Source organism: Paraburkholderia caffeinilytica, from assembly GCF_003368325.1.
GTDB lineage: Bacteria > Pseudomonadota > Gammaproteobacteria > Burkholderiales > Burkholderiaceae > Paraburkholderia > Paraburkholderia caffeinilytica.
On sequence record NZ_CP031467.1, the window covers coordinates 2,910,957 to 2,936,504 of the forward strand.

Below are 25,548 nucleotides of genomic sequence, written 5' to 3' on the forward strand. Positions count from 1 at the left end.
GCGATGTGCTTCGCCTTAAGCTCCATCCGTTTTCAAGGGCGACCATGAACGAAACCCAGATCATCGAAGTAGCAAACGCTGACTGGCACGGACGCAATCTGTCCGTGCCGCGCGAGACGCTGCTGGCCGGCGTCGAACGCGGCAAGGTGCTGTATTTCCCCAATCTGCGCTTTGCTATCGAAGGCGGCGAACAGGCCTTGCTCGATCCCGCCTTCGCCGATCCGAGCCGCAAGAACATCAGTCTCGAGCCGAACGGCGGCGCGCTGCATGGCGTGGCCGGCGACGCCGTCACGCAGTCGGCGGTGCGCGCGTTGATCGCGCGTTATCAGTCCAATGCGCGCACGCTGGTCGACGGGCTCTTTCCCGAATACAACGGCAAGCTGCGTGTCGCGCCCACGAGTCTGCGGCTGCATCAGGTGGAAGGGCGCGAGACGTCGTGGCGCAAGGACGACAGCCGTCTGCATGTCGATGCCTTTCCGTCGCGGCCGAACTATGGCGAGCGCATTCTGCGCGTGTTCACCAACGTCAATCCGCTTGGCGCACCGCGCGTATGGCGCGTGGGCGAACCGTTCGAGGATATGGCGAGGCGCTTCCTGCCGCGCATCAAACCGCAGATGCCCGGCTCGGCGTGGCTGCTGAATCTGCTGCACGTCACCAAATCGCCGCGCAGCGAATACGACCATCTGATGCTGAATCTGCACGACAGCATGAAGGCCGACCTCGAGTATCAGAAGTCGAGCCCGCAGGAGACCATGCCGTTTCCGCCAGGCAGCGTGTGGGTGTGTTTCTCCGATCAGACCTCGCATGCGGTGATGTCCGGCCAGTTCATGCTGGAGCAGACTTTCTTCCTGCCGGTCAAGGCGATGGCGCAGCCGGACTGCGCGCCGCTCGGCATTCTCGAGCGCCTGAAGGGCAGGGCGCTGGTTTGAGCGCCGCTGTCTTTTTCGATCGCGCGGCGGCACGCGCGCTTGCATCCGGATTCGCTCTCGGGTGTGCGGGGTCCCGATGCTGAGGGCGATTTATAACGCGCTCTGGTGGATCGTCGCGCCGCTTGCCGTGCTGCGCTTGCTGATCCGTTCGCGCAAGGAGCGTGGCTATCGCGAGCATATTGCCGAGCGTTTCGGTTACGCGCGTGGCCGGCTGCCGGAAGACAATTCGCCGTTGATCTGGGTGCATGCGGTGTCGGTGGGCGAGACGCGTGCCGCGCAACCGCTGATCGACGCGTTGATGAAGGCCCGCCCCGACGCGCGAATTCTTTTAACCCATATGACGCCGAGCGGCCGCGCTACCGGCGAGCAGATTTTCGGCGACCGTGTGTTGCGCAGCTATCTGCCGTACGACATGCCGCACGCGGTGCGGCGGTTTTTGCGGACGTGGCGGCCGTCGCTCGGTCTGGTAATGGAAACAGAAGTGTGGCCGACGCTGATCGACGAATGCCGGCGCGCGGATGTGCCGCTGGTGCTGACCAATGCGCGCATGTCGGCACGCTCGTATAAGCGCGCGGCCAAGTTCGGCCGCGCGACCAAGGACGTGTTCGGCGGATTTGCGCGGGTGCTGGCGCAGAGCCCATCGGATGCGGAGCGGCTCACCGCGCTCGGTGCGCGTAATGTCGCGGTGCTCGGCAATCTCAAGTTCGATATGAGCACGCCGCCGGAACTGGCGGCGCGTGGTCATGCATGGCGCGCGGCGATCGGCACGCGGCCGGTTTGGGTTGCGGCGAGTACGCGTGAAGGCGAAGAGGAACGGGTGCTGCAGGCGTTCGCGGCGCTGGGTATCGACGATGCGTTGCTGATTCTGGTGCCGCGTCATCCGCAGCGGTTTAACGAAGTGGCGGCGTTGGTCGAGAAGGCCGGTTTGCGTATTGAGCGGCGTTCGACGTGGGCGCCTGCGGCGACGGTGGCATCGGCTGCGGCTTCAACTGCCGGCGGCGGTGTGCCTGCTTTGCCGCCTGACGTCAACGTGCTGCTCGGCGATTCGATGGGCGAGTTGGGCGCTTACTATGCCGCCTCGGATCTGGCGTTTATCGGCGGGAGTTTGCTGCCGCTCGGCGGGCAGAATCTGATCGAGGCGTGTGCGGTCGGTGTGCCGGTGCTGATCGGGCCGCATGTGTTCAATTTCACGCAAGCTACGGCGGATGCGGTCGCGGCCGGTGCGGCAGTGCAGGTGCAGGATCCGGCTGACCTGGCGCGGGCGCTGCGCGAACTGTTCGGCGACAAGGCAAGGCGGTTGGCGATGGGCGGCGCGGCTTCGGCGTTTGCCGCGCGTCATCGTGGCGCGACGGCGCGGACGGTGGATGTGTTGATGGCGGTGGTGCCGGAGTAGTCGTTCGAGCGCCGCTAAGGCGGTGCTTGCGTTATCGCTTCGCGCGCTAACTAACGGGATACGCCTAAGCGGGCTCTTGCATCAACGGCGCTGCGCGACGTGAACAACTTGATTGAGGCCGGCGATGACGCTTTTCACTGACCTCGGATTTCGATGGGATCGTGGCGCGATCCCACAAAATATCCCAACTCATACGATCAACCGGACGTGCTTCCGCTGTCATCGAATGCTTGCGGAGTTCGTGTGGGATGCGAGCGTACTTGAGGGAAATCCGCTCACCTTCACCGAAGTAAAAACGCTGTTGGATGGCGTAACAGTTGGCGGCCGGAAGATATCCGACCAGGGGCAAATATTGGGTCTGATCCGAGCGTCCAAACATCTGCTTGCAATCGTTAGGGACGGTCGGTTCGTGCTCAGTAAAGCGACGTTTTGCGACCTGTTTCGCCTTGTCACGTCAGATGAGAGATCGAGGTGCGGCGGCGCATTCCGCGGCGAAGACGAGGAAACGCGATACACGCCGGATGTGGCGTTAGGTGAAGCGGCGCGGCACACACCGCTACCGACCTTGCCTGGTGCCCCTGAACTCAACCGCGTTTTTGCCACTGGCACGCGCGCGTTGACCGATCAGGTTTCAAATGCATTTGAGCGGGGTTGCGCTTTCTTCCTGTTCGGCGCGTTGCAGCAGTTCTTCTTCGATGGCAACAAACGCACGTCGCGTTTCATGATGAACGGCGTATTGATGTCGAATGGCATCGACGCCATCAGTGTCCCAGCGCAGCGCGCTGGCGACTTCAACGAGAAGATGGTGCGGTTTTATCTGACGAAAGACGCGACGGAAATGATGGCATTCCTGCTGGAATGCCATCCGGGCGAGTGAGGCTTCAGGCCTTCAATAGCCCCTTCTTCTCGATAAACTTCACCACCACGTCCAGCCCGTCGAGCGCCTTCAGATTGCACATCACGAAGGGCCGCTCGCCGCGCATCTTTTTGGCATCCGAAGCCATCACGTCCAGATTCGCGCCGACCATCGGTGCGAGATCGGTCTTGTTGATCACCAGCAGATCTGACTTCGTGATGCCCGGGCCGCCTTTGCGCGGAATCTTTTCGCCGCCGGCCACGTCGATCACGTAGATGGTCAGGTCCGACAGCTCCGGACTGAAGGTCGCCGCGAGATTGTCACCGCCCGATTCGATGAATACGATGTCCGCATCGGGGAAACGCGTCAGCATGCGGTCGACGGCTTCGAGGTTGATCGATGCGTCTTCGCGAATCGCCGTATGCGGGCAGCCGCCCGTTTCCACACCCATGATCCGTTCGGCCGGCAACGCGCCTGCCACCGTCAACAGACGCTGGTCTTCCTTCGTGTAGATGTCGTTGGTGATCGCGACGAGGTCGTACTGTTCGCGCATCGCCTTGCAGAGCATTTCGAGCAGCGTGGTCTTGCCAGAGCCGACCGGGCCGCCGACGCCCACGCGCAGCGGCGGCAGTTTCTTCGTGCGGGCAGGCGGATGAGCGGGATGATGAGGTGCGTTCATGATGGATCGTTTTAAGAGCGAAAGAGCCGCGAATACTGCGACTCGTGACGCGCCGACAGAATGCCCAATTGCGGCGCGAAGGTGTTGATGTTGTCGGGCGAGGTGGCCAGGGCTCGCGTGACGGCGGCGTCGATCGGCTCGCGCAATGCGACGATGATGCGCTGGCCGGCGAGTTGGCCGAGCGGCACCGCCTTCAATGCGGCGGCGGCCTGGTTTTCCACCCAGCTGAAGGCGTAGGCCGCAAGAGCGGCGTCCGGCGCTGCGTCGTGGGCGAAAGCGGCGAATGCGAAAGCCGTGGGTTGGGCCAAGGGCTTGAGCGATGCCAGCGTCGTGCGCCGCTCGGCGTCGCCCCATTCCAGCGAGACGCATAGCTGTCTCAGTGACCAGCCCATCTGTTCCGTTTCGCGTCTGAGTTCCGCGGATTCGCGGCTTGCCAGGAATTCGCTGTTCGCTTCCTTCAGGCCGTCGGCGTCGTGCGCGCGCCAGCGTTCCATCTGATGCGCAAGAAACGGTAGCTCGCCGCGCGCAAGCACGTCGGTCAAACCACTCGCGATCCAATCGCGTGCGGAGTCGGCGTCGGTGATGAGTTGCGCTTCGATCGCCGCTTCGAGACCCTGCGAGTAGCTGAACGCGCCGATCGGCAATGCCGGCGACGCGAGATGCAGCAACGCTGTGAGTTCAGCGATGCGCATGGTGATGATGATGCCCGTGGTTGCACGATTCGTCGTGGACGTGATCGTTGTCTTTGTGATCGTGCGAATGGTCGTGGTCATGCTCATGATCATGCGAATGCCCATGATGCTCGCCGAACACCTGCTGCGCCAACGCATAGTCTTCAGCAAAGGTCTCATCGTGACCATGCTTGTGTCCGCCGCCATACGCGCCGGATTCCGGCTGAAACGGCATCGACACCTGATCCACGCTTGCGCCGATGCGCTTGAGCATATCGGCGAGCACCGGATCGTATTCGAGCTTCAGATAGTCCGCGCCGACTTCCACCGGCGTGTGGCGATTGCCGAGGTGATAGGCGGCGCGCGTCAACGTCAGCGCATCTTTCGCGCGAACGTACAGCACCGCTTCGGCTGCGGCGACCACGCGCACCAGGCCGCCATCGTCGGCGACCAGAACATCGCCGTCGCGCAGCACCGTGCCGCGCGGCAACAGCAGCGCGATTTCCTCGCCGTTATCGAGCGTCGCCGCAAGACGGCTCTTGCGGCGGTCATCGAAAGCGAGCGTCAAGGTCGGCGCACGCTTCACCAGCACAGGCGCCAGTTTCAGATGCGGCGCGATCAGTTTGTCGATGGTGCGCATGGTTTAGAACAGAAAGTAACGCTGCGCCATCGGCAGTACGGTGGCCGGCTCGCAGGTCAGCAACTGACCGTCCGCGATGACCTGGTACGTTTCCGGATCGACGCTGATCGCCGGGCGCCACGCGTTGTGAATCATGTCGGCCTTCGTGATGTTGCGGCAGTTCTTCACAGCAACGATACGCTTGTTCAGGCCATAGCGTTCGCCGACGCCCGCATCCGCAGCCAGCTGCGAAACGAAGGTCAGGGACGTGCGTCCCAACGCACCGCCACGCGTCGCGAACATCTCGCGATAGTGGACCGGTTGCGGCGTCGGAATCGACGCGTTCGGGTCGCCCATCTGCGCCATCGCGATCATGCCGCCCTTCAGGATCAGCGAAGGCTTGATGCCGAAAAATGCCGGTTCCCAGAACACCAGATCGGCCCACTTGCCTGGCTCGATCGAACCGACTTCATGCGAGATGCCGTGCGTGATGGCCGGGTTGATCGTGTACTTGGCGACATACCGCTTCGCACGGAAATTGTCGTGACGTGCGCTGTCTTCGGGCAGCGCGCCGCGTTGCACCTTCATCTTGTGAGCGGTCTGCCACGTGCGGATAATCACTTCGCCCACGCGCCCCATCGCCTGCGAATCCGACGACAGCATCGACAACGCGCCGAGGTCGTGCAGGATGTCTTCGGCAGCAATGGTCTCGCGACGGATACGCGATTCGGCAAAGGCGATATCTTCCGCAATCGACGGGTCCAGGTGGTGGCACACCATCAGCATGTCGAGATGTTCTTCGAGCGTGTTGACGGTGTAGGGGCGCGTCGGATTGGTGGACGAGGGCAGCACGTTCGCTTCGCCGCAGACCTTGATGATGTCCGGTGCGTGGCCGCCGCCCGCGCCTTCCGTGTGATACGTGTGAATCGTGCGGCCCTTGAACGCGGCTACCGTTGCCTCCACAAAACCCGCTTCGTTCAGCGTGTCGGTGTGGATCGCGACCTGCGTGTCGGTGTCGTCGGCAACAGAGAGACAGTTGTCGATTGCGGCCGGCGTCGTGCCCCAGTCTTCGTGCAGCTTCAAACCGATGGCACCCGCGGCGATCTGCTCCAGAGCAGGCTGCGGCTGGCTCACATTGCCCTTGCCGAGGAAGCCGAGATTCATCGGATAACCATCGGCCGCTTGCAGCATGCGTTCGAGATGCCACGGACCCGGCGTGCAAGTCGTCGCGTTGGTGCCCGTTGCCGGACCCGTGCCGCCGCCGAGCATCGTCGTCACGCCGCTCGCGAGCGCTTCCTCGATCTGCTGCGGGCTGATGAAGTGGATGTGCGTATCGATGCCGCCCGCCGTCACGATCAGGCCTTCGCCCGCGATCACTTCGGTGGACGCGCCGATCGCGATCGTCACGTTCGGCTGGATGTCGGGATTGCCCGCCTTGCCGATCGCGGCGATGCGGCCGTTCTTGATGCCGATGTCGGCCTTGACGATGCCCCAGTGATCGAGAATCACCGCATTCGTCACGACGGTGTCCACGACGTCGGCGTGCACGCGTTGCGACTGGCCCATGCCGTCGCGAATCACTTTGCCGCCGCCGAATTTCACTTCTTCGCCGTAGGTCGTGAAGTCGCGTTCGACTTCGATCAGCAACTCGGTGTCGGCGAGGCGCACGCGGTCGCCGGTAGTGGGGCCGAACATTTCCGCGTACGCGCGGCGGCCAATGCGTAAGGTCATGGTGTGGGTCCGGAAATGAGCAGGGTGGTCGGAGCAGGCGTGCGCGGTCGGCGCATCAAAGCTTGCCCATCACCTTGCCGTTGAAGCCGTAGACGACGCGATCGCCCGCCAGTTCGACCAGTTCGACGGTGCGTTCCTGGCCGGGCTCGAAGCGCACGGCGGTGCCCGCTGCGATGTTGAGCCGGAAGCCGCGCGCCGCTTCACGATCGAAGGAGAGCGCCTCGTTCACTTCGTAGAAATGATAGTGCGAGCCGATCTGCACGGGACGGTCGCCGGTATTCGACACGACCACCGTGACGGTGGCGCGGCCCGCGTTGAGTTCGTGTTCGCCGTCGTCGATGAGGAGTTCGCCGGGAATCATGGGGCTGCCTTGCGTGATTAGGGGATCGGGTGATGAACGGTGACGAGCTTGGTGCCGTCGGGGAACGTGGCTTCGACCTGGATGTCGGGGATCATTTCCGGCACGCCTTCCATCACGTCGGCGCGCGTCAGCAGCGTGGTGCCGTAGTGCATGACCTCGGCGACGGTCTTGCCGTCACGGGCCGCTTCCATCAACGCGGCGCTGATGAAGGCGACCGCTTCCGGGTAATTCAGTTTGAGGCCGCGCGCGCGGCGCCGCTCGGCGAGCAGCGCGGCGGTGAAGATCAGCAGCTTGTCCTTCTCGCGAGGTGTCAGCTTCATCGAATGTGTGCGTAGGGTTGCGCCGGTCCCCAGTGGGGCCGGCTGCGACAAGGGTAGGCGTTGCGCGTCGTGGCCGCGAGCGTGCTGCACACAGGATCGCAGCCACGACGCGTGCAACGCCGGATAAGCCGGCTACGGTACCAAGTCCGGCTAACGACGCGCTTACAGATCAGCCGGCAGCGGCGCGCCGAACCACTTCTTCGACATCGTGTTGAGCGTGCCGTCCTGCTTGGCCTGGGCGATGGCCGCGTTGACCTTTTGCTGCAAGCGCTCTTCGTTCTTGTTCATGCCGACGAAGCACGGCGAGTTCTTGATGACGAACTTCGGTTCCGGACGGCGCGGGGGATTCTTCGCCAGGATCGCGGCGGCGACGATGTTGCCGGCAGCGATCAACTGCACCTGACCCGAGAGGAACGCGGCGATGGTCGCGTTGTTATCTTCGAAGCGCTTGATGGTGGCGTTCGGCGCCATTTGCGTGAGGCCGATTTCTTCGAGTGCGCCGCGCGTGGCGCCGACCGTCTTGCCGGTGAGATCGGCGGGGCCGGCGACCTTGATGTCGGCGGGACCGAACACGCCCTGGTAGTACGGCGCGTAGGCCGTCGAGAAATCGATGACCTTGTCGCGCTCAGGCGTTTTGCCAAGCGACGAGATCACCAGATCGACCTTGCCCGTTTGCAGATACGGAATGCGGTTCGCGCTGTTGACCGGCACGAGTTCGAGCTTCACGTTCATCGACTTCGCGAGCAGGGCGGCGGTATCGATGTCATAGCCTTGCGGCTTCATATCCGCGCCGACCGAGCCGAACGGCGGATAGTCTTCCGGAACCGCGACTTTGAGCACACCGGCTTTGGCGATGTTGTCGAGCGTATCCGCGTGGGCGGCGGGTGCGTTGATGGCGAGGACGGGCGAGAGCAGCAGTGCGGCGAGCCAGGCGCGGCGCGCGGGGCGAAGAGTCGATCGGGTCATGTTAAGCGAGCGGTGGTGGCGGGTGGTCGGCTGCCGTCAGGACGCGGCAGCATCGTGGGAATTCTGACGCAAGGTATGTGCCATGGCGGTGCAGCATGGGCCGGTGGGACGGAAGGCGGGAGCATGCACTTCGGTGGAGCGTGTGTGCGCCCCGCATTGGTGCGTCTTGCGTCTTACGACGGTGAAAGGCAAGCGCACGCGCTTCAGGTCGGCAGATTCAAGTCGACCAGATGCGAAGCGGCACGGCTTCGACTCCATGCACCACCGGCCTCAACTGCATCCAGCATTGAGTCAAAGCGCGCTGCAGCGTTTCCATCGATCGCGAAACCGCCCGGACGAGCACAACTCCCTCGGTGACGCAGGAAGCCGCCGCTCGCAACGAATCGTCGAAGGGCAACTGGGCGGTGAGCCTTTCAGCGAGCGCATCGTCACAGGCCGGCCCAACGGCCCAAAGCGTTCCATATGCGGGAAACCCGGCAAGGCCTTGCGCGGCATCCCGCAACGGATCTTCCGCGCCAAGACTCGCACGTTCGAGCCACAGCGCCTCGCCATTCGGCCCAACGATCCGCGACACCGCGCGCAAATGCCCGGCCGTCCATCGTTCGCCGGCCGCTTGCCGCCCGAGTTGAGTGGCATCCCAGCCAATTGCCGTTGCACCCTCGCCAAGCGTCAGCGAGAAATCCAGCATCGCGTTGGCGTGATCGAAAACGATGTTGTTCTGCGGCAGCCAGTCGAGTTTCGCCTGAGGGCCGACGCGCACCGTAATATTTTGCCGCGCAGCACGGCCATTGGACTTGTACCACTTGGTCGCGCCGGGCGTGGTGATCACCGCATGGGCGCTATCACCCACTGCAACGTCGATATCGAGTCGATCGCCGCCCGCGATCCCGCCCGGCGGATGCACGATCACCGCGTGGCAGATAGTGTGGCCTTCCGGATAGAGCGGCCTCTGAACCCGCAACGGCCCATCGTGCAGCCGATGCCTGAGCGTGGTCCGTCCGCCCTCCTTGACGAAGCCGAGTTCGAGGCGCGCGCGCCATTGCGAGTGCGCGGTGGGTTGCGCGGTGGCGAGCGCGGCGTGGTTTTCGTGAAGCGACATGCGAATGGACTTGCGAATGTATGAGCGGGTGAGCGCGGTGTGGACGCTGCAACGGACGCGTTAGCGCGTAGCGTGCCCGAACGCATTAAGCAACGACGAGCCGCATTGCCACAGAATGCGCCGAGAATAGCACGCGGTATCGCAGTATCGCAGTATCGCGGTATCGCCGCGCCGATGCGCGTCAGACCGCGATCAGCGCACGCACGCCATCCGTATCCATGTTCGCACCTTCACCGCCCGCGACGATTTCACCGCGGCTCATCACCCAGTACCGGTCGGCGATTTCTTTCGCGAAGTCGTAATACTGTTCGACGAGCAGCACGGTCATGCCCATTTCTTCGACCAGCTGACGCAGCGTGCGGCCGATGTCCTGAATGATCGACGGCTGGATGCCTTCGGTGGGTTCATCGAGAATGAGCAATTGCGGATCGCTCATCAGCGCACGGCCGATCGCGAGCTGTTGTTGCTGACCACCCGAGAGATCGCCGCCGCGGCGGCTGCGCATATCCTTCAGGACTGGGAACAGTTCGTAGATGCGATCCGGGATTTTTTTCGGGGCTTTTTTGCTGGCGGCCCCGACCAGCAGATTTTCCTCGACCGTCAGCCGGGGGAAAATGTCGCGGCCTTGCGGGACGTAGGCGAGCCCTTTTTCCACGCGCGAGTAGGTCGGCAGTTTGGTGATCGGTGTGCCGCGCCAGGCGATCGAACCGCTCCTGGTCTGGACGACGCCCATCAGGCATCTAAGCAGCGTCGTTTTGCCGACACCGTTGCGGCCCAGCAGGACGGTGAGCTTGCCGTCGGGCACCGTGAGCTTCACGTCGCGCAGGATGTGGCTGCCGCCGTAGTACTGGTTCAGGTTTTCTACTTCTAGCATGTCGGTCGATCCTTGAATTCGGGTGGCTTTTTGCGGCCGTGGTTTGATTGTGGCCGTGGTTTGATGGTGACCATTACCGCCCGAGGTAAGACTCGATCACCGTCTCGTCCCGCTTCACCTCATCAAGCGTGCCGTGAGCGAGAACCCGCCCTTCGGCCATCACCGTCACTTTTCCCTTTTCACCCGAAAGCGCTGCCACAAACTCCATGTCGTGTTCGACAACCATCATCGAACACGTGCCGCGCAAATGATTGAGCAGCTCGGCTAACTGCATCGTCTCGTCATCGGTCATGCCGGCCGCGGGCTCATCGAGCAAAAGCAGCGCCGGCTGCTGCATCAGCAACATGCCGATCTCGAGCCGCTGCTTTTGTCCATGCGACAGCTCACCCGCCAGCCGCCGCGCTTCGCTCTCCAGGCCGATCAAAGCCAACGTCTCTTCAATCCGTGCTTGCGCGTCACGGTCCAACCGGGCGCGTAACGAAGCCAGCCACCCCTTGTCAGCCTTCATCGCCAACTCGAGGTTCTCCCACACTGGATGCTGCTCGAACACGGTCGGCTTCTGAAACTTGCGCCCAATGCCGGCGCGCGCAATAGAAGGCTCGTTCATCCGTGTCAAATCGATCGACTGCCCCAAAAAAACCTTGCCGGAATCCGGCTCGGTTTTCCCGGTGATGACATCCATCATCGTCGTCTTGCCTGCGCCGTTCGGCCCGATGATGCAACGCAACTCACCCGCCTCGATCGACAAGGTCAGCGCATTCAACGCGCGAAATCCATCGAAACTCACGGTCACGTCTTCAAGGTACAGAATCGTGCCGTGCGAAATATCGATCTCGCCCGGCACCACCGCGTGCCCCATGCTCGCGACGCCGCTCAGGGAGCGTTCAGCGGGCTCTTCAGGCAATGCAAGATCAGGAACCATCGGGTTTTCGTTCATGAGCGGTTCCTCTTGCGCGTCACCATGTCGATCAGCCCCATGATGCCGTTCGGCAGCAACAGCGGGACCAGCACGAAAATCAGGCCAAGAAAGAACAGCCAGTATTCAGGGAAGTTCGCCGTGAAAAAGCTCTTCGCGCCGTTCACCGCGAACGCGCCGACGATCGGTCCGATCAACGTGCCACGCCCACCTACCGCCACCCAGATTGCCATCTCGATCGAGTTGCCCGGCGACATCTCGCCCGGGTTGATGATGCCGACCTGCGGCACGTACAACGCGCCGGCAATTCCGCACAACACGGCGGAGACGGTCCACACGAACAGCTTGTAGGCGAGCGGGCTGTAGCCGAGGAACATCAGGCGCGCTTCGCCGTCACGCACGGCGGTGACCACGCGGCCCAGCTTCGACGTGACGATAGCCCGCGCACCGATAAAGGCCAGGATCAACACCGCGAAGGTGATCAGCAGGAGAGCCGTGCGCGTGCCTAGATGCGTGATCGGAAAGCCGCCGATACGCTTGAAGTCGGTAAAGCCGTTGTTGCCGCCGAACCCCGTTTCATTGCGGTAGAACAGGAGCATGGCGGCAAACGTCATCGCCTGCGTGATGATCGACAGGTAGACGCCCTTCACGCGTGAACGGAACGTGAAGAAGCCGAACACCCAGGCGACCACCGCCGGCACCAGCACCACCAGCAGCAGCGCATAGCCGAGGTGCTGCGTGCCTTCCCAGTACCACGGCAGTTGATGCCAGTCGAGAAACACCATGAAGTCGGGCAGATCGCTGCCGTATTTGCCGTCGTGGCCGATCGAGCGCATGAGGTACATGCCGATCGCGTAGCCGCCCAGCGCGAAGAACAGCGCGTGTCCCAGGCTCAGAATGCCGCAATAGCCCCACACGAGGTCGAGCGCCAGCGCGGCGATCGCATAGCACATGAACTTGCCGGTAATCGTCATCGCGTAGGCGGACAGATGCAGCGCGCTCGTCTCCGGGACTACCAGCGTGGCGAACGGCACGCCGAGGCCGAACACGATGATCAGCGCGATCAGCGCAAGCCAGGCGCGGCGCGACAGCAGCGCGGGACGTGGCGGCAGGCCGAGCGCGAAGCCGGACTGCGCTTCGCGTCCGGCCGCGGTGCCACCGCTCGCTGCGCCGGCGTGAGCGGACGGGTTTGCCGACGGCGTTGCCGATGAGGTAGCCGATGTCATCTCATGCCTCCGCGCTACGGCCCTTGAGGGCGAACATGCCCTGCGGACGCTTCTGGATGAACAGCACGATCAGCACGAGCACGGCGATCTTCGCGAGCACCGCGCCCCAGAACGGCTCGATCGCCTTGCTGATCAGCCCGAGCCCGAAGCCGCCGATCACCGTGCCGGCGAGCTGGCCGACGCCGCCAAGCACCACGGCCATGAACGAGTCGATGATGTAGCTCTGGCCGAGGTCCGGACCCACATTGCCGATCTGCGACAGCGCGCAGCCGCCCAGGCCGGCAATGCCCGCGCCGAACGCGAACGCATACGAATCGACGCGCGCGGTCTTTACGCCGACGCAGGCCGCCATCCGCCGGTTTTGCGTGACGGCTCGCACGAACAGACCGAGGCGGGTTTTAGTCAGGACAGCCCACGCAATCCCGACGACGATCAGCGAGAACGCCAGGATCGCCAGCCGGTTGTACGGCAGGATCAGATTCGGCAGCACGGTCACGCCGCCGCTCATCCACGCAGGGTTGGTCACCTGGACGTTCTGCGCGCCGAACAGCATGCGCGTCGCCTGAATCAGGATCAGGCTGACGCCGAACGTGGTCAGCAGGGTTTCGAGCGGACGGCCGTACAAATGCTTCAACACCAGCCGTTCGAGCACGATGCCGACCAGTCCGGCTGCCGCGAATGACGCCGGCACGGCGAGCAGCGGATACCAGTCGAATGCGCCGGGCGCAAAGCGCTGGAACAGGTTCTGCACGACATACGTTGCGTACGCGCCGATCATCAGGAATTCGCCGTGCGCCATATTGATCACGCCGATCAGCCCGTACGTGATCGCGAGACCCAGTGCGGCGAGCAGCAGCACGCTGCCGAGCGACAGGCCCGCGAACAGCGTGCCCGCGATCTGGCTGCGGCGCTGAATCGAATCGAGTTCGTCGATGCCGCTTTGCGCGGCGGCGCGCACCCGGCCGTCGGCTTCGTTGAAGGTGCCGTCCGGCTTCTTCGCGACGAGCGGACGCAGCAGTTCGTTCATGTCGAGATCGTGGCGCGCCGCAACCAGTTGCACGGCTTTGAGGCGCCTGGCCGGGTCGGCGTCGTGCAACGCGGTCATGGCCCACAGCGTGTCGAGGCGCTTCTTTAGCGCGGGGTCGGTTTCCTTCGCGCGCGCTGCGTCGACGAGCGGTTTGATCGACGGATCGGGGTTTTTCAGCAACGCGGTGATCGCGGCGTCACGTGTGGCGGCGTCAGGCGAATCGAGTTGCAGGCCCGAAAGGGCGCCTGCCACTTTCGAACGGAGAAGGTTGTTCAGCGTGACCGCTTGCGCGTCGCCGGCGGCGACCGTTTTGCCGGTGACCGCATCGCGTGCGGTATCGCCGTCTTGCAACAGCACGGCGCCGGAATCGGTGGCAAGCGCATTGTCTTCGGACAGGGCCTTGAGCACCGCGAGCGATTCTTTGTCGTGGTTGGCGATCAGTTTGTCGATGGCCGCGGATTTCGCATCGAAGTCGTCGCCGGCGAGCGGTGCGACGTCGGCGGGGGTGAGCGCAAAGGCAGCAAGCGGAGCGCTGGCGAGGAGCGCAAGCGCCACGCTGCCGATGCTGCGTCTTGCGAAGGTCAGGAATGAAAACGCCATGATGGCCTTTGAAGAAAAACCGGCAGGGCGGCGCGGCATCGAGCTCAAGAGCCGCTTGCCGCGCCGTCGGGTTGCTGCGCGCTAGGACCACGCTGTGACGGGCGGCATGTCTTACACATCCACCGAGAAATCACGTCGGCTCGTGGCAACGGCTAACCGCGCCGTTGCCGCGAGCCGTCCTGTCAGGCTACCCGCGAGCGCTTCAGGAACGCCGGGATCGAACTGACCACATCCGGCTTGCTCGAATTGCCGGCGATGAACGGGCTCCATGGCTGCGCGCGAATCGCGGTCTTGGTCTTCCACACCACGTTGAACTGGCCGTCGGCACGCACTTCGCCGATCATCACCGGCTTATGCAGATGGTGATTGCCGTCCATTTCGAGCGTGAAGCCCGACGGTGCCGCGAAGGTCTGGCCGACCATCGCCACACGCACCTTGTCCACGTCCGTGCTCTTCGCTTTCTCGACGGCCTGCTTCCACATATGGATGCCGACGAAAGTCGCTTCCATCGGGTCGTTCGTCACGCGCTTGGTGCCGCCCGGCAGGTTCTGCGACTTGACCCATTCGGCCCATTGCGCCTTGAACTTCGTGTTGGCCGGGTTCTTGACCGACATGAAGTAGTTCCATGCCGCGAGATTGCCGACCAGCGGCTTCGTATCGATGCCGCGCAGTTCTTCCTCGCCGACCGAGAACGCGACGACCGGCACGTCGGATGCCTTCAGCCCCTGGTTGCCCAGTTCCTTGTAGAACGGCACGTTCGAGTCGCCGTTGACGGTTGAGATCACCGCGGTCTTGCCGCCTTGCGAGAAGGTCTTGATGTTCGCGACGATGGTCTGATAGTCGCTGTGGCCGAACGGCGTGTAGACCTCCTGGATATCGGCTTCCTGCACGCCTTTCGACTTGAGGAACGCGCGCAGGATCTTGTTGGTCGTGCGGGGGTACACGTAGTCGGTGCCCAGCAGGAAGAAGCGCTTGGCGCCGCCGCCTTCCGCGCTCATCAGGTATTCGGTTGCCGGAATCGCCTGCTGATTCGGCGCGGCGCCCGTGTAGAACACGTTGCGCGACATTTCTTCGCCTTCGTACTGCACCGGATAGAACAGCAGGCCGTTCAGTTCCTCGAATACCGGCAGCACCGACTTGCGCGACACGGAAGTCCAGCAGCCGAACACGACCGCGCACTTTTCCTGGGTGATCAGCTGGCGCGCTTTTTCGGCGAACAGCGGCCAGTTCGACGCCGGGTCGACCACCACTGGTTCCAGCTTGCGGCCCATGACGCCGCCGTTCTTGTTGATGTCCGCGATGGTCATCAACGCGGTGTCCTTGAGCGACGTTTCCGAGATCGCCATCGTGCCGGACAGGGAATGCAGAATGCCTACTTTGATCGGACCGCTGCCCGATTGCGCCTGCGCAAACGGAACCTGACCTGCAAGCGCCAATGCGCCCGACATGGAGCCGAACTTCAACAGACTACGACGTTTCATGTATTTCCCCTTGCCATTGATGGTGACTGTTTATGGGCGTCGATTTCAGCCAGCAGGGCATATCCCGCATGACTTGCCGCTTGTGTACTGCAAGGCACATGCCATGCGGCAATTTCGGCTTGAAGTTAGCCAGGTGCGTGCTGCGGCGCGGGGATGCGCCACGTGAGTTATGCGTAATGTGGCGCAGAATTGGTGCAGGAACAGGGTGCGCGCCTCGTTCAGGTGCGTACCGCGCCGCGACGAAGCGTGTCCGTCGGCCAACGGGCGTCGGCGGTGCACGGTCGCTGCCCCTTTGTGCATGCGCCGCCTGGTGCGCGCGCTTATGACGTGTTCGTGCGGTGCCTCGAAAGGGGGCGTTGACACGCTATACCGGTGACATCCAGGTGTTCTCGCCGCGGTTGATTATTGAAGAGGCGCAGATTGATGAGATCTTCAGGACGGTGGCTGAGGTGTTGAGGGAGACGGCAGGACGCTGTCTTTCTAGCGCAAGAAAAAAGGCCGGCGCCTCGCGGCGCCGGTTTTTCTCTTACCGCATGAATGCTGCTACCGATGATCAGAAAGCGATGAACGGCCCCGCTTGCTTGCCGATCATCACGTTGTTGAGCACCGTGTAGACGTTGCGGCCGAAGAAGAATGGCAGCCCCCAGATGAACATTCCCGCCGACGGCGAGCCAAGACTATCGTAGGCCGCATACTGATTCGCCACCAGGCTCGAGCCGTTGCCCAGTGAGAACGGCACGGTGACGGGCATGGCGGCCTTATCGACGCCCGTCAGGATGGCGGACAGGCTGAGCGTGGTTGACGGCGTATACCAGTCATCTGAATAGGGAATCGTGTAATCCGCAAAGATGTTCGCATTGGAGCCGCTGTCGATGGCGCTCGAATACGAACGGCTCTTGTAGGTGGTCTGGAAGAAACCGTTCTGATCGAGCGCCACGATATTCGGGTTCGACGGCATCGCGTTGTTCGACTGCGTGCCGATGCCGAACACCAGTTCTCCCGTGGCGCGCAACTGACCACCCGCAGGCAGCGCGGGCAGGCGGATGATCGTGCCGTTGTTGTCGGAGATGAAGCTGGCCACCGGATTCATGACCTGTGTGTCGAGCGGGACGCGTGTGTTCGTGCACGACGTTGCGGACCTGCAGTAATAGTAGGCCGCCGGCAAGACGGTTTGCGCCGCAGCGGGATAGTCGCGTTGCGCCGGGCCGATGCCGAGCACGCCGTTGGCGCCGAGCGCGGATGCGGTGCCGAGGTTGTTGACGCCGCGCGAAACGCAATCTGACGGCGTGGCGTACGTGCCGTCGGCGATCACCTGCACGGGCAGATTGCCCGCCGTTTTGCCACCGATCGTCACGTCGGCCCGTTTGATCGGCCCCCACGTGTATCCGGAGCCGAACACCGCGCATTCGGCGATCGGCGCGCCGCCGGTCGGATCGTTGGTGGCGCCCGATTGCGCGGGCAGGCGGCCGGCGAGTGCCTGACCCAGCGCGCTCGCCAGTACTCGCACACCGACCGAGCCTGTATCCAGCTGCATGTGGTCGATGGTTGCGCATTGCGTGCTGTCCTGCACGCCGGGGAAGCAAAGCGTGACGCTCACGTACGGCATGTTGGCGTAGTTCCCCGTCCAACGTTCGACGGTGATCGGGACGGTGTTGATGTCGGCGATTGGGGTTGGGGTGGGCGTAGGAGTAGGACTCGGCGTTGGCGTTGGCGTTGGCGTCGGCGTTGGCGTTGGCGTTGGCGTTGGCGTTGGCGTCGGCGTCGGCGTTGGCGTTGGAGTCGGAGTTGGAGTTGGAGTTGGAGTTGGAGTTGGAGTGGGCGTCGGCGTCGGCGTCGGAGTCGGGCTCGGAGTCGGCGTCAGGCCAGGAGCCGGCGCCAGGTTTTCGTTGTTCTTCGTCGCGTTCGGGTCGCCGTTGTCACCACCACCACCGCAGCCCGATAGCGCCATACTGGCCGTCAGGAGCGCGAAGCAAAGTGTCTTGCTGAAAGTTTTCATCTGTGTATTCCGTGAATCGATACGCCGCTTCACTGCAGTTCGTCCATGCGAACGTTGGTGGGGACCCTGCGTGGCAAGTACGCCTTGCCGAAGAAGTGTCCAGGCCGGCCTGCTGATTCAACGTGAAAGCCGCCGTTGTGTTCGATCAACGGACCGGTGCCGCGCGCATGTGCCTGGCCCGCCGAGACGAAGCTGGGGAAATAGCTGCCAAGCAACGCGGCCATATCCGGGCGCACCGGCCCCTGCCACGTGACGGCAAACACGATATTCGCCGGCAGCACGTATTCGCGGATCGTGACGCCGTCGGCATCGCGCGACTCACGCACGGTATAAGCCGCAGCGGCAGAAGAGGAATTAGAGGTGGCCGAACGGAGCAGCATCTGCGGGGCCGAGCCCGCTCCAGGTGGACCGCCCAATGCCGCATACGACGCAAGCGGCAGCAGTGCCGCGGCAGCCAGCGCGATCTTTACAAATCTCATCACATTGCTCCAAAAACAAGTCGGAGCATGTTGCCTTCGGGCGATTAATGAGAGTGGGCGAAAAATCCCAATGCAAAGTCAGAAACGACGACGGGAGGCAGCGCCTCACGGCGTCGCCTCCCGTACCACATCTGAAAATCGTTAGAACGCGACGAACGGTCCTGTACGCGTGCCGATCTTGTTGGTTCCGATCACCGTGTACACGCTGCGGCCATAGAAAAACGGCAGGCCCCAGAGGAACATGCGGTTGTACGAGAAGTACGCCCCCACGTTGTTGTACGCGGCGTTGCCGCTTGCCGTCAGGTTAAGGACGTTGTCGATCGGGAAAGTCAGCTTGTAAGGCGCGCTGGAGCCATCGGTTGCTTCCATGGTCGCAGTCAGGTTGAGCGCGCTCGATGGCGTGTACCAACCCGAGGTGGTAGCTATCGAGCTATCGGGAAAGGCGTAGATATTGGTGCCGCTGTCGATCGCGCTCATGTTGAACACGTTCCCCTGATACTGGGTCGTGATGCTGCCGTACTTGTCCACCGCAAAGATGTTGGCATTGGCCGGCAGTGCGTTGTTCGCCTGTGTGCCGATACCGAATATCAGCTGCCCCGTAACGCTGGCCTGACCGCCGGCGGGCACGGCCGGCAAGCGGATGACCGTGCCGTTGTAATCGGCGTTGAATGCGGCAACAGGATTCATCACCTCCTTGGTGGCAATCATGCGCGTGCTGGTGCACGAATTCTGCGACGAGCAATAGTAGTAGAGCCCAGGCGCCGCGCTTTGCACTGCGTCCAGGGAATCGTAGGTGCCGTGCCCAATCCCTAGAATGCCGTTGGCGCCGAGACTTTTGACGGTGCTGAGATCGGCGCCGCCGTGCGCAATGCAATCTGACGGCGTATTGAACGCTCCATCGCCGATCACCTGGATCGGGATGTGGCTCGCCGTTCTGCTGCCGATTGTGATGTCGGCACGCTTGACCGACCCCCATGTGAAACCGGAAGCGAACGGCATGCATTCGGCGATCGGGTAGGCGCCGCCACGGTAAGCGCCGTCGGGTGTGTCGTCGAGTGCGCCGATTTGCGTGAGCAACTGGGGGTTCAGCGCCGGAATTGCGCTGGCCGCGATGCGTACGCCGGTTGAGCCGGTGTCCACCAGCATCCGGTCGACGGTCGCGCATTGGCTGGCGCTTTGCGGCGTGCCCGGGACGCACACGGTGATCGAGGCGAACAAACTGTTGATGCCGCCCATTGAGTTGTCGACGCGAATCGGCACCGTATTGTTCTTGTCGGTCTTGATGTTGCTCGCGTTGCCGGTGTCGCCCGTACCGCCCGACCCATTGGGCGGCTTGATCCAGTCGGGCGTGGCGTTCCAGCCGAGGGCGCCGCCTTTGCCATTTCCATCGCTGCTGCCGCCACCGCACGCGGCAAGGGCGACGCTCGCCCCTGCCATGATGATCCATAGCGTCTTCTTAAGAGTCTTCATCTTTTGATTTTTCCGTAACTCGGCGTTCATCTCACTGCAGATCGCCCGCGCGCAGGTTGGCGGGCATCAGGCGGGGCAAATAGGCTGCGCCGGTGAAGCGCCCCAAACGGCCCGCCGACTCGATGCGGAAGTCGTCACTGCCCTCGACTAGCGGCCCGGTGCCGCGCGCACGGCTTTCTGCGGCGCTGACGTAGGTGGGGAAATAGCTGCCGAGGAGCGCAATCATGTCCGGACGGATCGGTCCTGCCCACGTCACCGCGAATACGACGTTGCTGGGCAACACGTATTCGCGGATCGTGACGCCGTTGGCGTCACGCGACTCGCGCAGGGTGTAGGGCGCGGCGGTTGTTGTCTTAGCCGCGCCTGGAGCGGGGGAGGATTGCGGTGCGGCACGCAGTGTCGTCGGCGAGGAAGACGTGCCGGCGCCTGGAGCGCCGCCCAACGTTGCGCGCGATACGAGCGGCAAAAGCGTTGCGGCCAGTATTGCGATCCTCAGAAGTTTCATTACGCGCTCCGAAAAAATAATCGGAGCATGGTGCCTGTGGGGCACTTAGGAAACCGCAAGAAACTTCCGAGGCGATGACGAGAATGGTCTTAATGAAAGCGCCGTGCCGATTTCGTCTTAAATTGTCCTATCTTGTGGGGTCGGACAAGCGTTTGCATAAGACAAATGGCTGCTGACAACGGCGGACGACCGCGATAGCCCCAACGCTGAACGCCAGGGCGGAAGCACTGAAATGTAGAAAGGATGGAAGAGGTATTGCTACGGCTACGGCTACGGCACCGTCGGCAGCCGCCGACGGATCATCGCGACCGAGCAATCAATAGGTGGGAACGGTCGGGTCGACCTGGCGCGACCACGCGTCGATCCCGCCTTGCAGATTGAAGACGTTGGTATGGCCGCGCGATTCGAGGAACATCGCGACCTGAGCGCTGCGCGCGCCGTGATGGCATACGCAGACGATTTGCGCGTCGTCGTCGAGTTCTTCGCTGCGTGCGGGAATCTCACGCATCGGAATCGACACGGCGCCGGCGATCGACGCCGTCTGGATTTCCCACGGTTCGCGCACGTCGAGCAGCACGGGTGCGGGACGCGATTGATCGGCAAGCCATTCGGCGAGCGCGGGAGCGGTCAGATTTTGCATCAGCAGGACATCCGGTTCAAAGGACGGCGGCGCGCCAGCCGTCCGGAAAAACGTGCAGAAAGTGCAAAAGGTGCGAATTAAAACTTGAAGCGCGGCGGTTGCACGGCATTGATCAGCGGTTCGACATAGGTTTCGAACACGTCGGCAATGCGGTACTGCTTCTCGTCGATACGCGTGATGATCTGTGCCTTCATGACCGGCGCGGTGCCGACGAACGCCGCCAGACGGCCGCCGATCTTCAGGTGTTCGAGAATTTCCTGCGGCAGCACCGGCAGGCCGCCCGACACGCAGATCACGTCGTACGGCGCGGCGTTGGCCCAGCCGCGCGAGGCGTCGCCGGTGACGACTTCGGCGTTCAGCACGCCGTTGGCGATCAGGTTGTTCTTTGCCAGTTCAGCCAGTTCCGGTTCGATGTCGACCGTCAGCACGTGTTGCGCGCGATGCGCGAGCAGGGCGGCCATGTAACCCGAGCCGGCGCCGATTTCGAGCACGCTTTCGTGTTTCTTCACTGCCAGTTCCTGCAGCACGCGTGCTTCGACGCGCGGCGCCAGCATGTGCTGGCCGGCCGGCAGCGGCACTTCGAAGTCGACGAAGGCCAGATCGCGGTAGGCGGCGGGGACGAAGTTTTCACGCTTGACGATCGAGAGCAGATTCAGCACGTCCTGGTCGAGCACTTCCCAGGGGCGGATCTGCTGTTCGATCATGTTGAAACGCGCTTGCTCGATGTTCATGGTGGATTCGGCAGTGTGGTTTGGCGAGTTTGCGATTCTTTGCCGCTGACCGGCGGCCTCGGGGTAGGACTCCGGGCGTGGCTCCGGGGCACAAACCGGCAGTACAGCCCGGCAGTACTGCCCCGGTATGCAGGCCGCGGCGCGGTAACTGCGGGATTGTACCAAATGGCGGTGCGAATCCACGCTGCCGCGGGTACAGCGCCGCCGGGCCATACCCTGGACCGGCTCTCGCCATGCCTGCTTGACCCCGTATTAATCCCTAGCGATCCGTCCTTGCGATTCCCGCTTTCATCGCTCAAGAATGTAATCGATTACATTTTCGAGGCGAAATCACTTGTCCAAGTCGGTGCCCAAAGCGGTTCCTGCGGCGGCGTCGCTGTCGTCGACAGTGCGCCCGCAGCCTGAAACTCAGCCGCAGCGTCCGGCCGAGGGCCTGTCGATTGCCCAGGTGGCGGAGCAGGCGGGTGTCTCGGTGGCGACGGTGTCGCGCGTGCTGAACGGCCACGAGAACGTGCGGCCTGCCACGCGCGACAAGGTATTGGCAGCGGTCGACGCCAGCGGCTATCGCGTCAACGAACTCGCGCGCAACCTGCGGACCGCCGAAAGCCGCCTGCTGCTGACGATGGTGCCCGACGTCGGCAACCCCTTCTATGCAGAGATCGTGCGCGGCATCGACAGCGTCGCGCGCCAGCACGGCTATTTCATGTTGCTGTGCGACACGGGCGCCGATCCGGGACGCGAGCGCAGTTACTTCGATCTGCTGCGCCGCCGCCGCGCGGACGGCGCGATCTGCCTCGATCCCGCCACCATCCAGCAGGCGCTCGGCGAGGAATCCAGCGCGTTGCCGTGGGTCGCGTGCTGCGAGTTCGACCCGGCGATGGGCGTGCCGTACGTGGGCATCGACAACTACCAGGCGGCGGGCGACGCCGTGCGGCATCTGCTCGCGCGCGGCCACCGGCGCATCGGGCTGATCAATTCGGATGTCGACTATCTGTACGCGCGGCAGCGTCAGCAAGGCTATCTGGACGCGTTGAGCGAAGCGGGCATCACGCCGGACGAGCGTTGGCGCATGAACCTCAACAGTCTCGACTACGAGGCGGGCGCATCGGCTGCGGCCTTGCTGATGCAGCAGCCGCATGCATCCAACGCGGCGCCGAGCGCGATCTTCGCCGTCTCCGACACGCTGGCGATCGGCGTGATCCACGGCTTGCGCAGCGTCGGCAAGCGCGTGCCGGACGATGTCGCGGTGGTCGGTTTCGACGACATTTCGCTCGCCGCGCAAGTCGATCCGCCGCTCACCACCATCGCCCAGCCGATGCGCGAGCTCGGCGAAACCGCCGCGCGCCTCCTGCTGCAACGGCTCGCGAATCCATTGGCGAACGTGCCGGGCGTGCTGTTGCCGCATCGGCTCGTGATCCGCGGGAGCGCTTAAGCCATGAGTCTCGCCGTTCGCTTCGACGATATCCGCAAAGACTTCGGGCCGGTGCGCGTGTTGCACGGGGTGAGCTTCGATCTGGCGCCGGGGCGTATCTACGGTTTGCTCGGCGAGAACGGCGCGGGCAAATCGACGCTGATGAAAATTCTCGCCGGCTACGAGACGGCGACCTCGGGCACCTTGCTGGTCAACGGCCACGCGCAGCAGTTCATCGGTTCGCGCGACGCGGAAGCGGCCGGCATCGTGCTGATTCACCAGGAGTTCAATCTCGCCGAGCATCTGACGATCGCGCAGAACATGTATCTCGGTCATGAAAAGAAACGCGGCTGGTTCGTCGACGACGCTGCAATGCGCGCCGAAGCCGCGCGCTATCTTGCGCAGGTTGGCCTCGAGAAAGCGCCGGATACGATAGTGCGCGAGTTGATCGTCGCGGAAAAGCAGATGGTGGAGATCGCCAAGGCGCTGTCGCGGCGCGCACGTTTGCTCATCATGGACGAACCGACCGCCACGCTCACGCCGTCCGAAACCGAACGGCTTTTCACGCTGATGGCGAAGCTGAAAGCCGACGGCGTGACCATCGTCTACATCTCGCACAAACTCGATGAAGTCGAGCGCATCACCGATGAAGTGATCGTGATGCGCGACGGACGCTTTGTGGCGCGCAGCGAAACGGCGGCGCTCGCGCGGCAGCAGATGGCGAATCTGATGGTCGGGCGCGACGTGTCCGATATGTTTCCCGACAAGGTTACGGTGCCTGCCGACGCGCGGATCGCGTTAAAGGTAGAAGGCCTCGCCGTGCCGAACTGGGTCGAGGATCTGAGCTTCGACGTGCGCGCCGGCGAAGTGCTCGGTTTCGCGGGCCTCGTCGGCGCGGGCCGCACTGAAGCATTCGAAGCGCTCATCGGCCTGCGCAAACGCACGGCGGGCCGCATCGAGATCGCCGGCCGCCGCGCCGATCTGAAGAGCCCGCGCGACGCAATGCGCCACGGTCTCACATATCTGAGCGAAGACCGCAAAGGCAAGGGCTTGCATGTGAATCTGAGCCTGCAGGACAACGTCACGCTAATGACGCTCGAACGCTACGCCCATCCGTTGCTCGACATGAAAGCGGGGCGCGCGGCGTTGACGAAAGCGGTGAGCGACTTCGGCATCCGCACCGGCGATCTGTCGAGCCGTGCGCGCATGCTGTCCGGCGGCAATCAGCAGAAGCTCGCGCTCGCCAAGTTCCTGCAGCCCGATCCGAACGTGATCGTGCTCGACGAGCCGACGCGCGGCGTCGATGTCGGCGCGAAACGCGACATCTATTTCCTGATTCATCGTCTTGCCGCGCAGGGCCGCGCGGTGATCGTCATTTCATCCGAACTGATCGAGCTGATCGGCTTGTGCCATCGTGTCGCCGTGATGCGTGCGGGACGCCTGCAAACCACGCTCACGCTCGAACACCTGACCGAAGAGGAGTTGATCGCCCATGCGACCGGCACCCACTGAAGCCGTCCAATCCGGCCGTGCGTTGCGCTTTGCGCATCGCCTGTATGCGCTCGGGCCGCTCGTCGGGCTGATCCTGCTGTGCATCGTCGGCACGCTGCTCAACCGCGATTTCGCGACGCTCGACAACCTGATGAACGTGCTCACGCGCACGTCGTTCATCGGCATCATCGCGGTCGGCATGACCTTCGTGATCATTTCGGGCGGCATCGATCTGTCGGTCGGGTCGATGGCGGCGCTGATCGCGGGCAGCATGATCTGGCTGATGAACGGACTCGCCGCAGGCGTCGGCGGCCATACGTTCGCGCCTTTGCTGATCGTGACGCTCGGCATGGTGTTCGCGCTCGTGCTCGGCGGTTTGTTCGGCTGCGCGCACGGCCTGCTGATTACCAAAGGGCGCATTGAACCGTTCATCGTCACGCTGGGCACATTGGGCATTTTTCGCGCGGTGCTGACATGGCTCGCGGACGGCGGCGCGTTGACGTTGGATAACTCCTTGTCAGACCTGTACGGGCCCGTTTACTACGCGAGCCTCTTTGGCGTGCCCGTGCCGATCTGGGTGTTTCTGGTGGTTGCAGCGGGCGGCGCGTTGATCCTCAATCGCACCGCGTTCGGCCGCCACGTGCAGGCGATCGGCTCGAACGAACAGGTCGCGCGCTACGCGGCGATTCGCGTCGATACCGTCAAGATCGTGACGTACGTTCTGCTCGGCATTTGCGTCGGCGTGGCGACGGTGCTGTATGTGCCGCGGCTAGGCTCGGCCACGCCAACCACCGGCCTGCTCTGGGAGCTCGAGGCGATTGCATCGGTGGTGGTGGGCGGCACCGCGCTGAAGGGCGGCGAAGGGCGCGTGGTCGGCACGGTGATCGGCGCGATCCTGCTTTCGGTGATCGCCAATATTCTGAATCTGACCAGCATCATCAGCGTGTATCTGAACGCGGCGGTGCAGGGCGTCGTGATTATCTTCGTCGCGTTCGTGCAGCGTGGACGGCGGTAGGTAGTGCGCGTTGGGCTTCAAGGAATACAAGGGCAAGTTCCAGAATCGGGGCGCATGAACGC

General features: G+C 63.2%; 25 protein-coding genes and 1 pseudogene. 7 read left to right on the forward strand and 19 right to left on the reverse strand.

Annotated elements, in window-relative coordinates; genetic code table 11:
* Positions 1 to 44 precede the first annotated feature (44 nt).
* The 3 genes from kdoO to DSC91_RS29310 all read left to right on the forward strand — a co-directional run bounded on the left by kdoO (position 45) and on the right by DSC91_RS29310 (position 3,199).
* Complete coding sequence (gene kdoO / locus DSC91_RS29300) at positions 45 to 929, forward strand: Kdo hydroxylase KdoO (RefSeq protein ID WP_115782058.1); 885 nt, start codon at positions 45 to 47, stop codon at positions 927 to 929.
* 76 nt (positions 930 to 1,005) lie between these two features.
* On the forward strand, positions 1,006 to 2,322 hold the full coding sequence (gene waaA, locus DSC91_RS29305) for a lipid IV(A) 3-deoxy-D-manno-octulosonic acid transferase (protein WP_115782059.1): 1,317 nt from the start codon (positions 1,006 to 1,008) through the stop codon (positions 2,320 to 2,322).
* A gap of 124 nt (positions 2,323 to 2,446) precedes the next feature.
* Positions 2,447 to 3,199, forward strand: coding sequence for a Fic family protein (locus tag DSC91_RS29310; RefSeq protein WP_115782060.1), 753 nt, complete (start codon positions 2,447 to 2,449; stop codon positions 3,197 to 3,199).
* A gap of 4 nt (positions 3,200 to 3,203) precedes the next feature.
* On the opposite strand, the gene ureG is transcribed toward DSC91_RS29310, so the two are convergent.
* The 13 genes from ureG to urtA form a co-directional block, all read right to left on the reverse strand.
* Complete coding sequence (gene ureG, locus DSC91_RS29315; protein WP_115782061.1) at positions 3,204 to 3,857, reverse strand: urease accessory protein UreG; 654 nt, start codon at positions 3,855 to 3,857, stop codon at positions 3,204 to 3,206.
* Between the two features lie 11 nt (positions 3,858 to 3,868).
* Positions 3,869 to 4,549: an urease accessory protein UreF gene (locus DSC91_RS29320; RefSeq protein ID WP_115782062.1), complete on the reverse strand. Its 681-nt coding sequence runs from the start codon at positions 4,547 to 4,549 to the stop codon at positions 3,869 to 3,871.
* The gene (gene ureE, locus DSC91_RS29325) at positions 4,536 to 5,168 is read right to left on the reverse strand and encodes an urease accessory protein UreE (protein WP_115782063.1); all 633 of its coding nucleotides are present in this window, start codon (positions 5,166 to 5,168) and stop codon (positions 4,536 to 4,538) included. The genes DSC91_RS29320 and ureE overlap by 14 nt, the downstream gene beginning before the upstream one ends.
* Positions 5,169 to 5,171: 3 nt before the next feature.
* Positions 5,172 to 6,878 carry an urease subunit alpha gene (gene ureC / locus DSC91_RS29330; RefSeq protein ID WP_115782064.1) on the reverse strand — a complete coding sequence of 569 codons (1,707 nt, stop codon included), beginning with the start codon at positions 6,876 to 6,878 and terminating at the stop codon, positions 5,172 to 5,174.
* Positions 6,879 to 6,933: 55 nt separating this feature from the next.
* Positions 6,934 to 7,239 carry an urease subunit beta gene (locus tag DSC91_RS29335; protein WP_054041797.1) on the reverse strand — a complete coding sequence of 102 codons (306 nt, stop codon included), beginning with the start codon at positions 7,237 to 7,239 and terminating at the stop codon, positions 6,934 to 6,936.
* Between the two features lie 17 nt (positions 7,240 to 7,256).
* The gene (gene ureA / locus DSC91_RS29340) at positions 7,257 to 7,559 is read right to left on the reverse strand and encodes an urease subunit gamma (protein ID WP_063495016.1); all 303 of its coding nucleotides are present in this window, start codon (positions 7,557 to 7,559) and stop codon (positions 7,257 to 7,259) included.
* Positions 7,560 to 7,721: 162 nt separating this feature from the next.
* A complete protein-coding gene (locus DSC91_RS29345; protein ID WP_115782065.1) occupies positions 7,722 to 8,525 on the reverse strand; it encodes a transporter substrate-binding domain-containing protein in 804 nt (267 codons plus the stop codon).
* 217 nt (positions 8,526 to 8,742) lie between these two features.
* Positions 8,743 to 9,624, reverse strand: coding sequence for an urease accessory protein UreD (locus DSC91_RS29350; RefSeq protein ID WP_115782066.1), 882 nt, complete (start codon positions 9,622 to 9,624; stop codon positions 8,743 to 8,745).
* Between the two features lie 181 nt (positions 9,625 to 9,805).
* Positions 9,806 to 10,498 (reverse strand): urea ABC transporter ATP-binding subunit UrtE, encoded by a 693-nt coding sequence (urtE, locus tag DSC91_RS29355; RefSeq protein ID WP_115782067.1) that lies wholly within the window; start codon positions 10,496 to 10,498, stop codon positions 9,806 to 9,808.
* Between the two features lie 73 nt (positions 10,499 to 10,571).
* A complete protein-coding gene (gene urtD, locus DSC91_RS29360) occupies positions 10,572 to 11,435 on the reverse strand; it encodes an urea ABC transporter ATP-binding protein UrtD (protein ID WP_115782068.1) in 864 nt (287 codons plus the stop codon).
* Positions 11,432 to 12,640 (reverse strand): urea ABC transporter permease subunit UrtC, encoded by a 1,209-nt coding sequence (urtC, locus tag DSC91_RS29365; protein WP_115782069.1) that lies wholly within the window; start codon positions 12,638 to 12,640, stop codon positions 11,432 to 11,434. Before urtC ends, urtD begins: the two co-directional genes overlap by 4 nt.
* A gap of 1 nt (position 12,641) precedes the next feature.
* Positions 12,642 to 14,267, reverse strand: coding sequence for an urea ABC transporter permease subunit UrtB (urtB, locus tag DSC91_RS29370; protein ID WP_115782070.1), 1,626 nt, complete (start codon positions 14,265 to 14,267; stop codon positions 12,642 to 12,644).
* 182 nt (positions 14,268 to 14,449) lie between these two features.
* Positions 14,450 to 15,748: an urea ABC transporter substrate-binding protein gene (gene urtA, locus DSC91_RS29375; protein WP_115782071.1), complete on the reverse strand. Its 1,299-nt coding sequence runs from the start codon at positions 15,746 to 15,748 to the stop codon at positions 14,450 to 14,452.
* A gap of 306 nt (positions 15,749 to 16,054) precedes the next feature.
* Between urtA and DSC91_RS38355 the strand changes: the two are divergent.
* Positions 16,055 to 16,212 (forward strand): annotated as a pseudogene (locus DSC91_RS38355) (omega-aminotransferase AptA); the annotation flags it as partial.
* Between the two features lie 89 nt (positions 16,213 to 16,301).
* Here DSC91_RS38355 and DSC91_RS29385 read toward each other — a convergent pair.
* The 6 genes from DSC91_RS29385 to DSC91_RS29410 all read right to left on the reverse strand — a co-directional run bounded on the left by DSC91_RS29385 (position 16,302) and on the right by DSC91_RS29410 (position 21,569).
* On the reverse strand, positions 16,302 to 17,744 hold the full coding sequence (locus DSC91_RS29385; RefSeq protein ID WP_308422838.1) for a DUF3443 domain-containing protein: 1,443 nt from the start codon (positions 17,742 to 17,744) through the stop codon (positions 16,302 to 16,304).
* A gap of 29 nt (positions 17,745 to 17,773) precedes the next feature.
* Positions 17,774 to 18,223 (reverse strand): DUF2844 domain-containing protein, encoded by a 450-nt coding sequence (locus DSC91_RS29390; protein ID WP_115782073.1) that lies wholly within the window; start codon positions 18,221 to 18,223, stop codon positions 17,774 to 17,776.
* A 141-nt stretch (positions 18,224 to 18,364) separates the two neighbouring features.
* Positions 18,365 to 19,693: a DUF3443 domain-containing protein gene (locus DSC91_RS29395; RefSeq protein WP_115782074.1), complete on the reverse strand. Its 1,329-nt coding sequence runs from the start codon at positions 19,691 to 19,693 to the stop codon at positions 18,365 to 18,367.
* Between the two features lie 31 nt (positions 19,694 to 19,724).
* Positions 19,725 to 20,198 (reverse strand): DUF2844 domain-containing protein, encoded by a 474-nt coding sequence (locus DSC91_RS29400; protein ID WP_115782075.1) that lies wholly within the window; start codon positions 20,196 to 20,198, stop codon positions 19,725 to 19,727.
* A gap of 316 nt (positions 20,199 to 20,514) precedes the next feature.
* Positions 20,515 to 20,838, reverse strand: a complete 324-nt coding sequence (locus tag DSC91_RS29405) for a rhodanese-like domain-containing protein (protein WP_115782076.1) — start codon at positions 20,836 to 20,838, stop codon at positions 20,515 to 20,517.
* Between the two features lie 77 nt (positions 20,839 to 20,915).
* Positions 20,916 to 21,569: a protein-L-isoaspartate O-methyltransferase family protein gene (locus tag DSC91_RS29410; protein ID WP_115782077.1), complete on the reverse strand. Its 654-nt coding sequence runs from the start codon at positions 21,567 to 21,569 to the stop codon at positions 20,916 to 20,918.
* Positions 21,570 to 21,945: 376 nt separating this feature from the next.
* Here DSC91_RS29410 and DSC91_RS29415 point away from each other — a divergent pair, with 376 nt between their 5' ends.
* The 3 genes from DSC91_RS29415 to DSC91_RS29425 are packed head-to-tail and all read left to right on the forward strand — an operon-like array spanning position 21,946 to position 25,486.
* A complete protein-coding gene (locus DSC91_RS29415) occupies positions 21,946 to 23,001 on the forward strand; it encodes a LacI family DNA-binding transcriptional regulator (RefSeq protein ID WP_373291882.1) in 1,056 nt (351 codons plus the stop codon).
* 3 nt (positions 23,002 to 23,004) lie between these two features.
* The gene (locus DSC91_RS29420; protein ID WP_115782079.1) at positions 23,005 to 24,492 is read left to right on the forward strand and encodes a sugar ABC transporter ATP-binding protein; all 1,488 of its coding nucleotides are present in this window, start codon (positions 23,005 to 23,007) and stop codon (positions 24,490 to 24,492) included.
* Positions 24,473 to 25,486, forward strand: a complete 1,014-nt coding sequence (locus DSC91_RS29425; protein WP_115782080.1) for an ABC transporter permease — start codon at positions 24,473 to 24,475, stop codon at positions 25,484 to 25,486. Before DSC91_RS29420 ends, DSC91_RS29425 begins: the two co-directional genes overlap by 20 nt.
* The last annotated feature ends 62 nt before the right edge of the window (positions 25,487 to 25,548 follow it).

Bases quoted from the DNA above. Each gene is read 5' to 3' on its own strand.
- kdoO (WP_115782058.1), top strand. From the start codon at position 45: ATGAACGAAACCCAGATCATCGAAGTAGCAAACGCTGACTGGCACGGA.
- waaA (WP_115782059.1), top strand. From the start codon at position 1,006: ATGCTGAGGGCGATTTATAACGCGCTCTGGTGGATCGTCGCGCCGCTT.
- DSC91_RS29310 (WP_115782060.1), top strand. From the start codon at position 2,447: ATGACGCTTTTCACTGACCTCGGATTTCGATGGGATCGTGGCGCGATC.
- ureG (WP_115782061.1), bottom strand. From the start codon at position 3,857: ATGAACGCACCTCATCATCCCGCTCATCCGCCTGCCCGCACGAAGAAA.
- DSC91_RS29320 (WP_115782062.1), bottom strand. From the start codon at position 4,549: ATGCGCATCGCTGAACTCACAGCGTTGCTGCATCTCGCGTCGCCGGCA.
- ureE (WP_115782063.1), bottom strand. From the start codon at position 5,168: ATGCGCACCATCGACAAACTGATCGCGCCGCATCTGAAACTGGCGCCT.
- ureC (WP_115782064.1), bottom strand. From the start codon at position 6,878: ATGACCTTACGCATTGGCCGCCGCGCGTACGCGGAAATGTTCGGCCCC.
- DSC91_RS29335 (WP_054041797.1), bottom strand. From the start codon at position 7,239: ATGATTCCCGGCGAACTCCTCATCGACGACGGCGAACACGAACTCAAC.
- ureA (WP_063495016.1), bottom strand. From the start codon at position 7,559: ATGAAGCTGACACCTCGCGAGAAGGACAAGCTGCTGATCTTCACCGCC.
- DSC91_RS29345 (WP_115782065.1), bottom strand. From the start codon at position 8,525: ATGACCCGATCGACTCTTCGCCCCGCGCGCCGCGCCTGGCTCGCCGCA.
- DSC91_RS29350 (WP_115782066.1), bottom strand. From the start codon at position 9,624: ATGTCGCTTCACGAAAACCACGCCGCGCTCGCCACCGCGCAACCCACC.
- urtE (WP_115782067.1), bottom strand. From the start codon at position 10,498: ATGCTAGAAGTAGAAAACCTGAACCAGTACTACGGCGGCAGCCACATC.
- urtD (WP_115782068.1), bottom strand. From the start codon at position 11,435: ATGAACGAAAACCCGATGGTTCCTGATCTTGCATTGCCTGAAGAGCCC.
- urtC (WP_115782069.1), bottom strand. From the start codon at position 12,640: ATGACATCGGCTACCTCATCGGCAACGCCGTCGGCAAACCCGTCCGCT.
- urtB (WP_115782070.1), bottom strand. From the start codon at position 14,267: ATGGCGTTTTCATTCCTGACCTTCGCAAGACGCAGCATCGGCAGCGTG.
- urtA (WP_115782071.1), bottom strand. From the start codon at position 15,748: ATGAAACGTCGTAGTCTGTTGAAGTTCGGCTCCATGTCGGGCGCATTG.
- DSC91_RS29385 (WP_308422838.1), bottom strand. From the start codon at position 17,744: ATGAAAACTTTCAGCAAGACACTTTGCTTCGCGCTCCTGACGGCCAGT.
- DSC91_RS29390 (WP_115782073.1), bottom strand. From the start codon at position 18,223: ATGAGATTTGTAAAGATCGCGCTGGCTGCCGCGGCACTGCTGCCGCTT.
- DSC91_RS29395 (WP_115782074.1), bottom strand. From the start codon at position 19,693: ATGAAGACTCTTAAGAAGACGCTATGGATCATCATGGCAGGGGCGAGC.
- DSC91_RS29400 (WP_115782075.1), bottom strand. From the start codon at position 20,198: ATGAAACTTCTGAGGATCGCAATACTGGCCGCAACGCTTTTGCCGCTC.
- DSC91_RS29405 (WP_115782076.1), bottom strand. From the start codon at position 20,838: ATGCAAAATCTGACCGCTCCCGCGCTCGCCGAATGGCTTGCCGATCAA.
- DSC91_RS29410 (WP_115782077.1), bottom strand. From the start codon at position 21,569: ATGAACATCGAGCAAGCGCGTTTCAACATGATCGAACAGCAGATCCGC.
- DSC91_RS29420 (WP_115782079.1), top strand. From the start codon at position 23,005: ATGAGTCTCGCCGTTCGCTTCGACGATATCCGCAAAGACTTCGGGCCG.
- DSC91_RS29425 (WP_115782080.1), top strand. From the start codon at position 24,473: ATGCGACCGGCACCCACTGAAGCCGTCCAATCCGGCCGTGCGTTGCGC.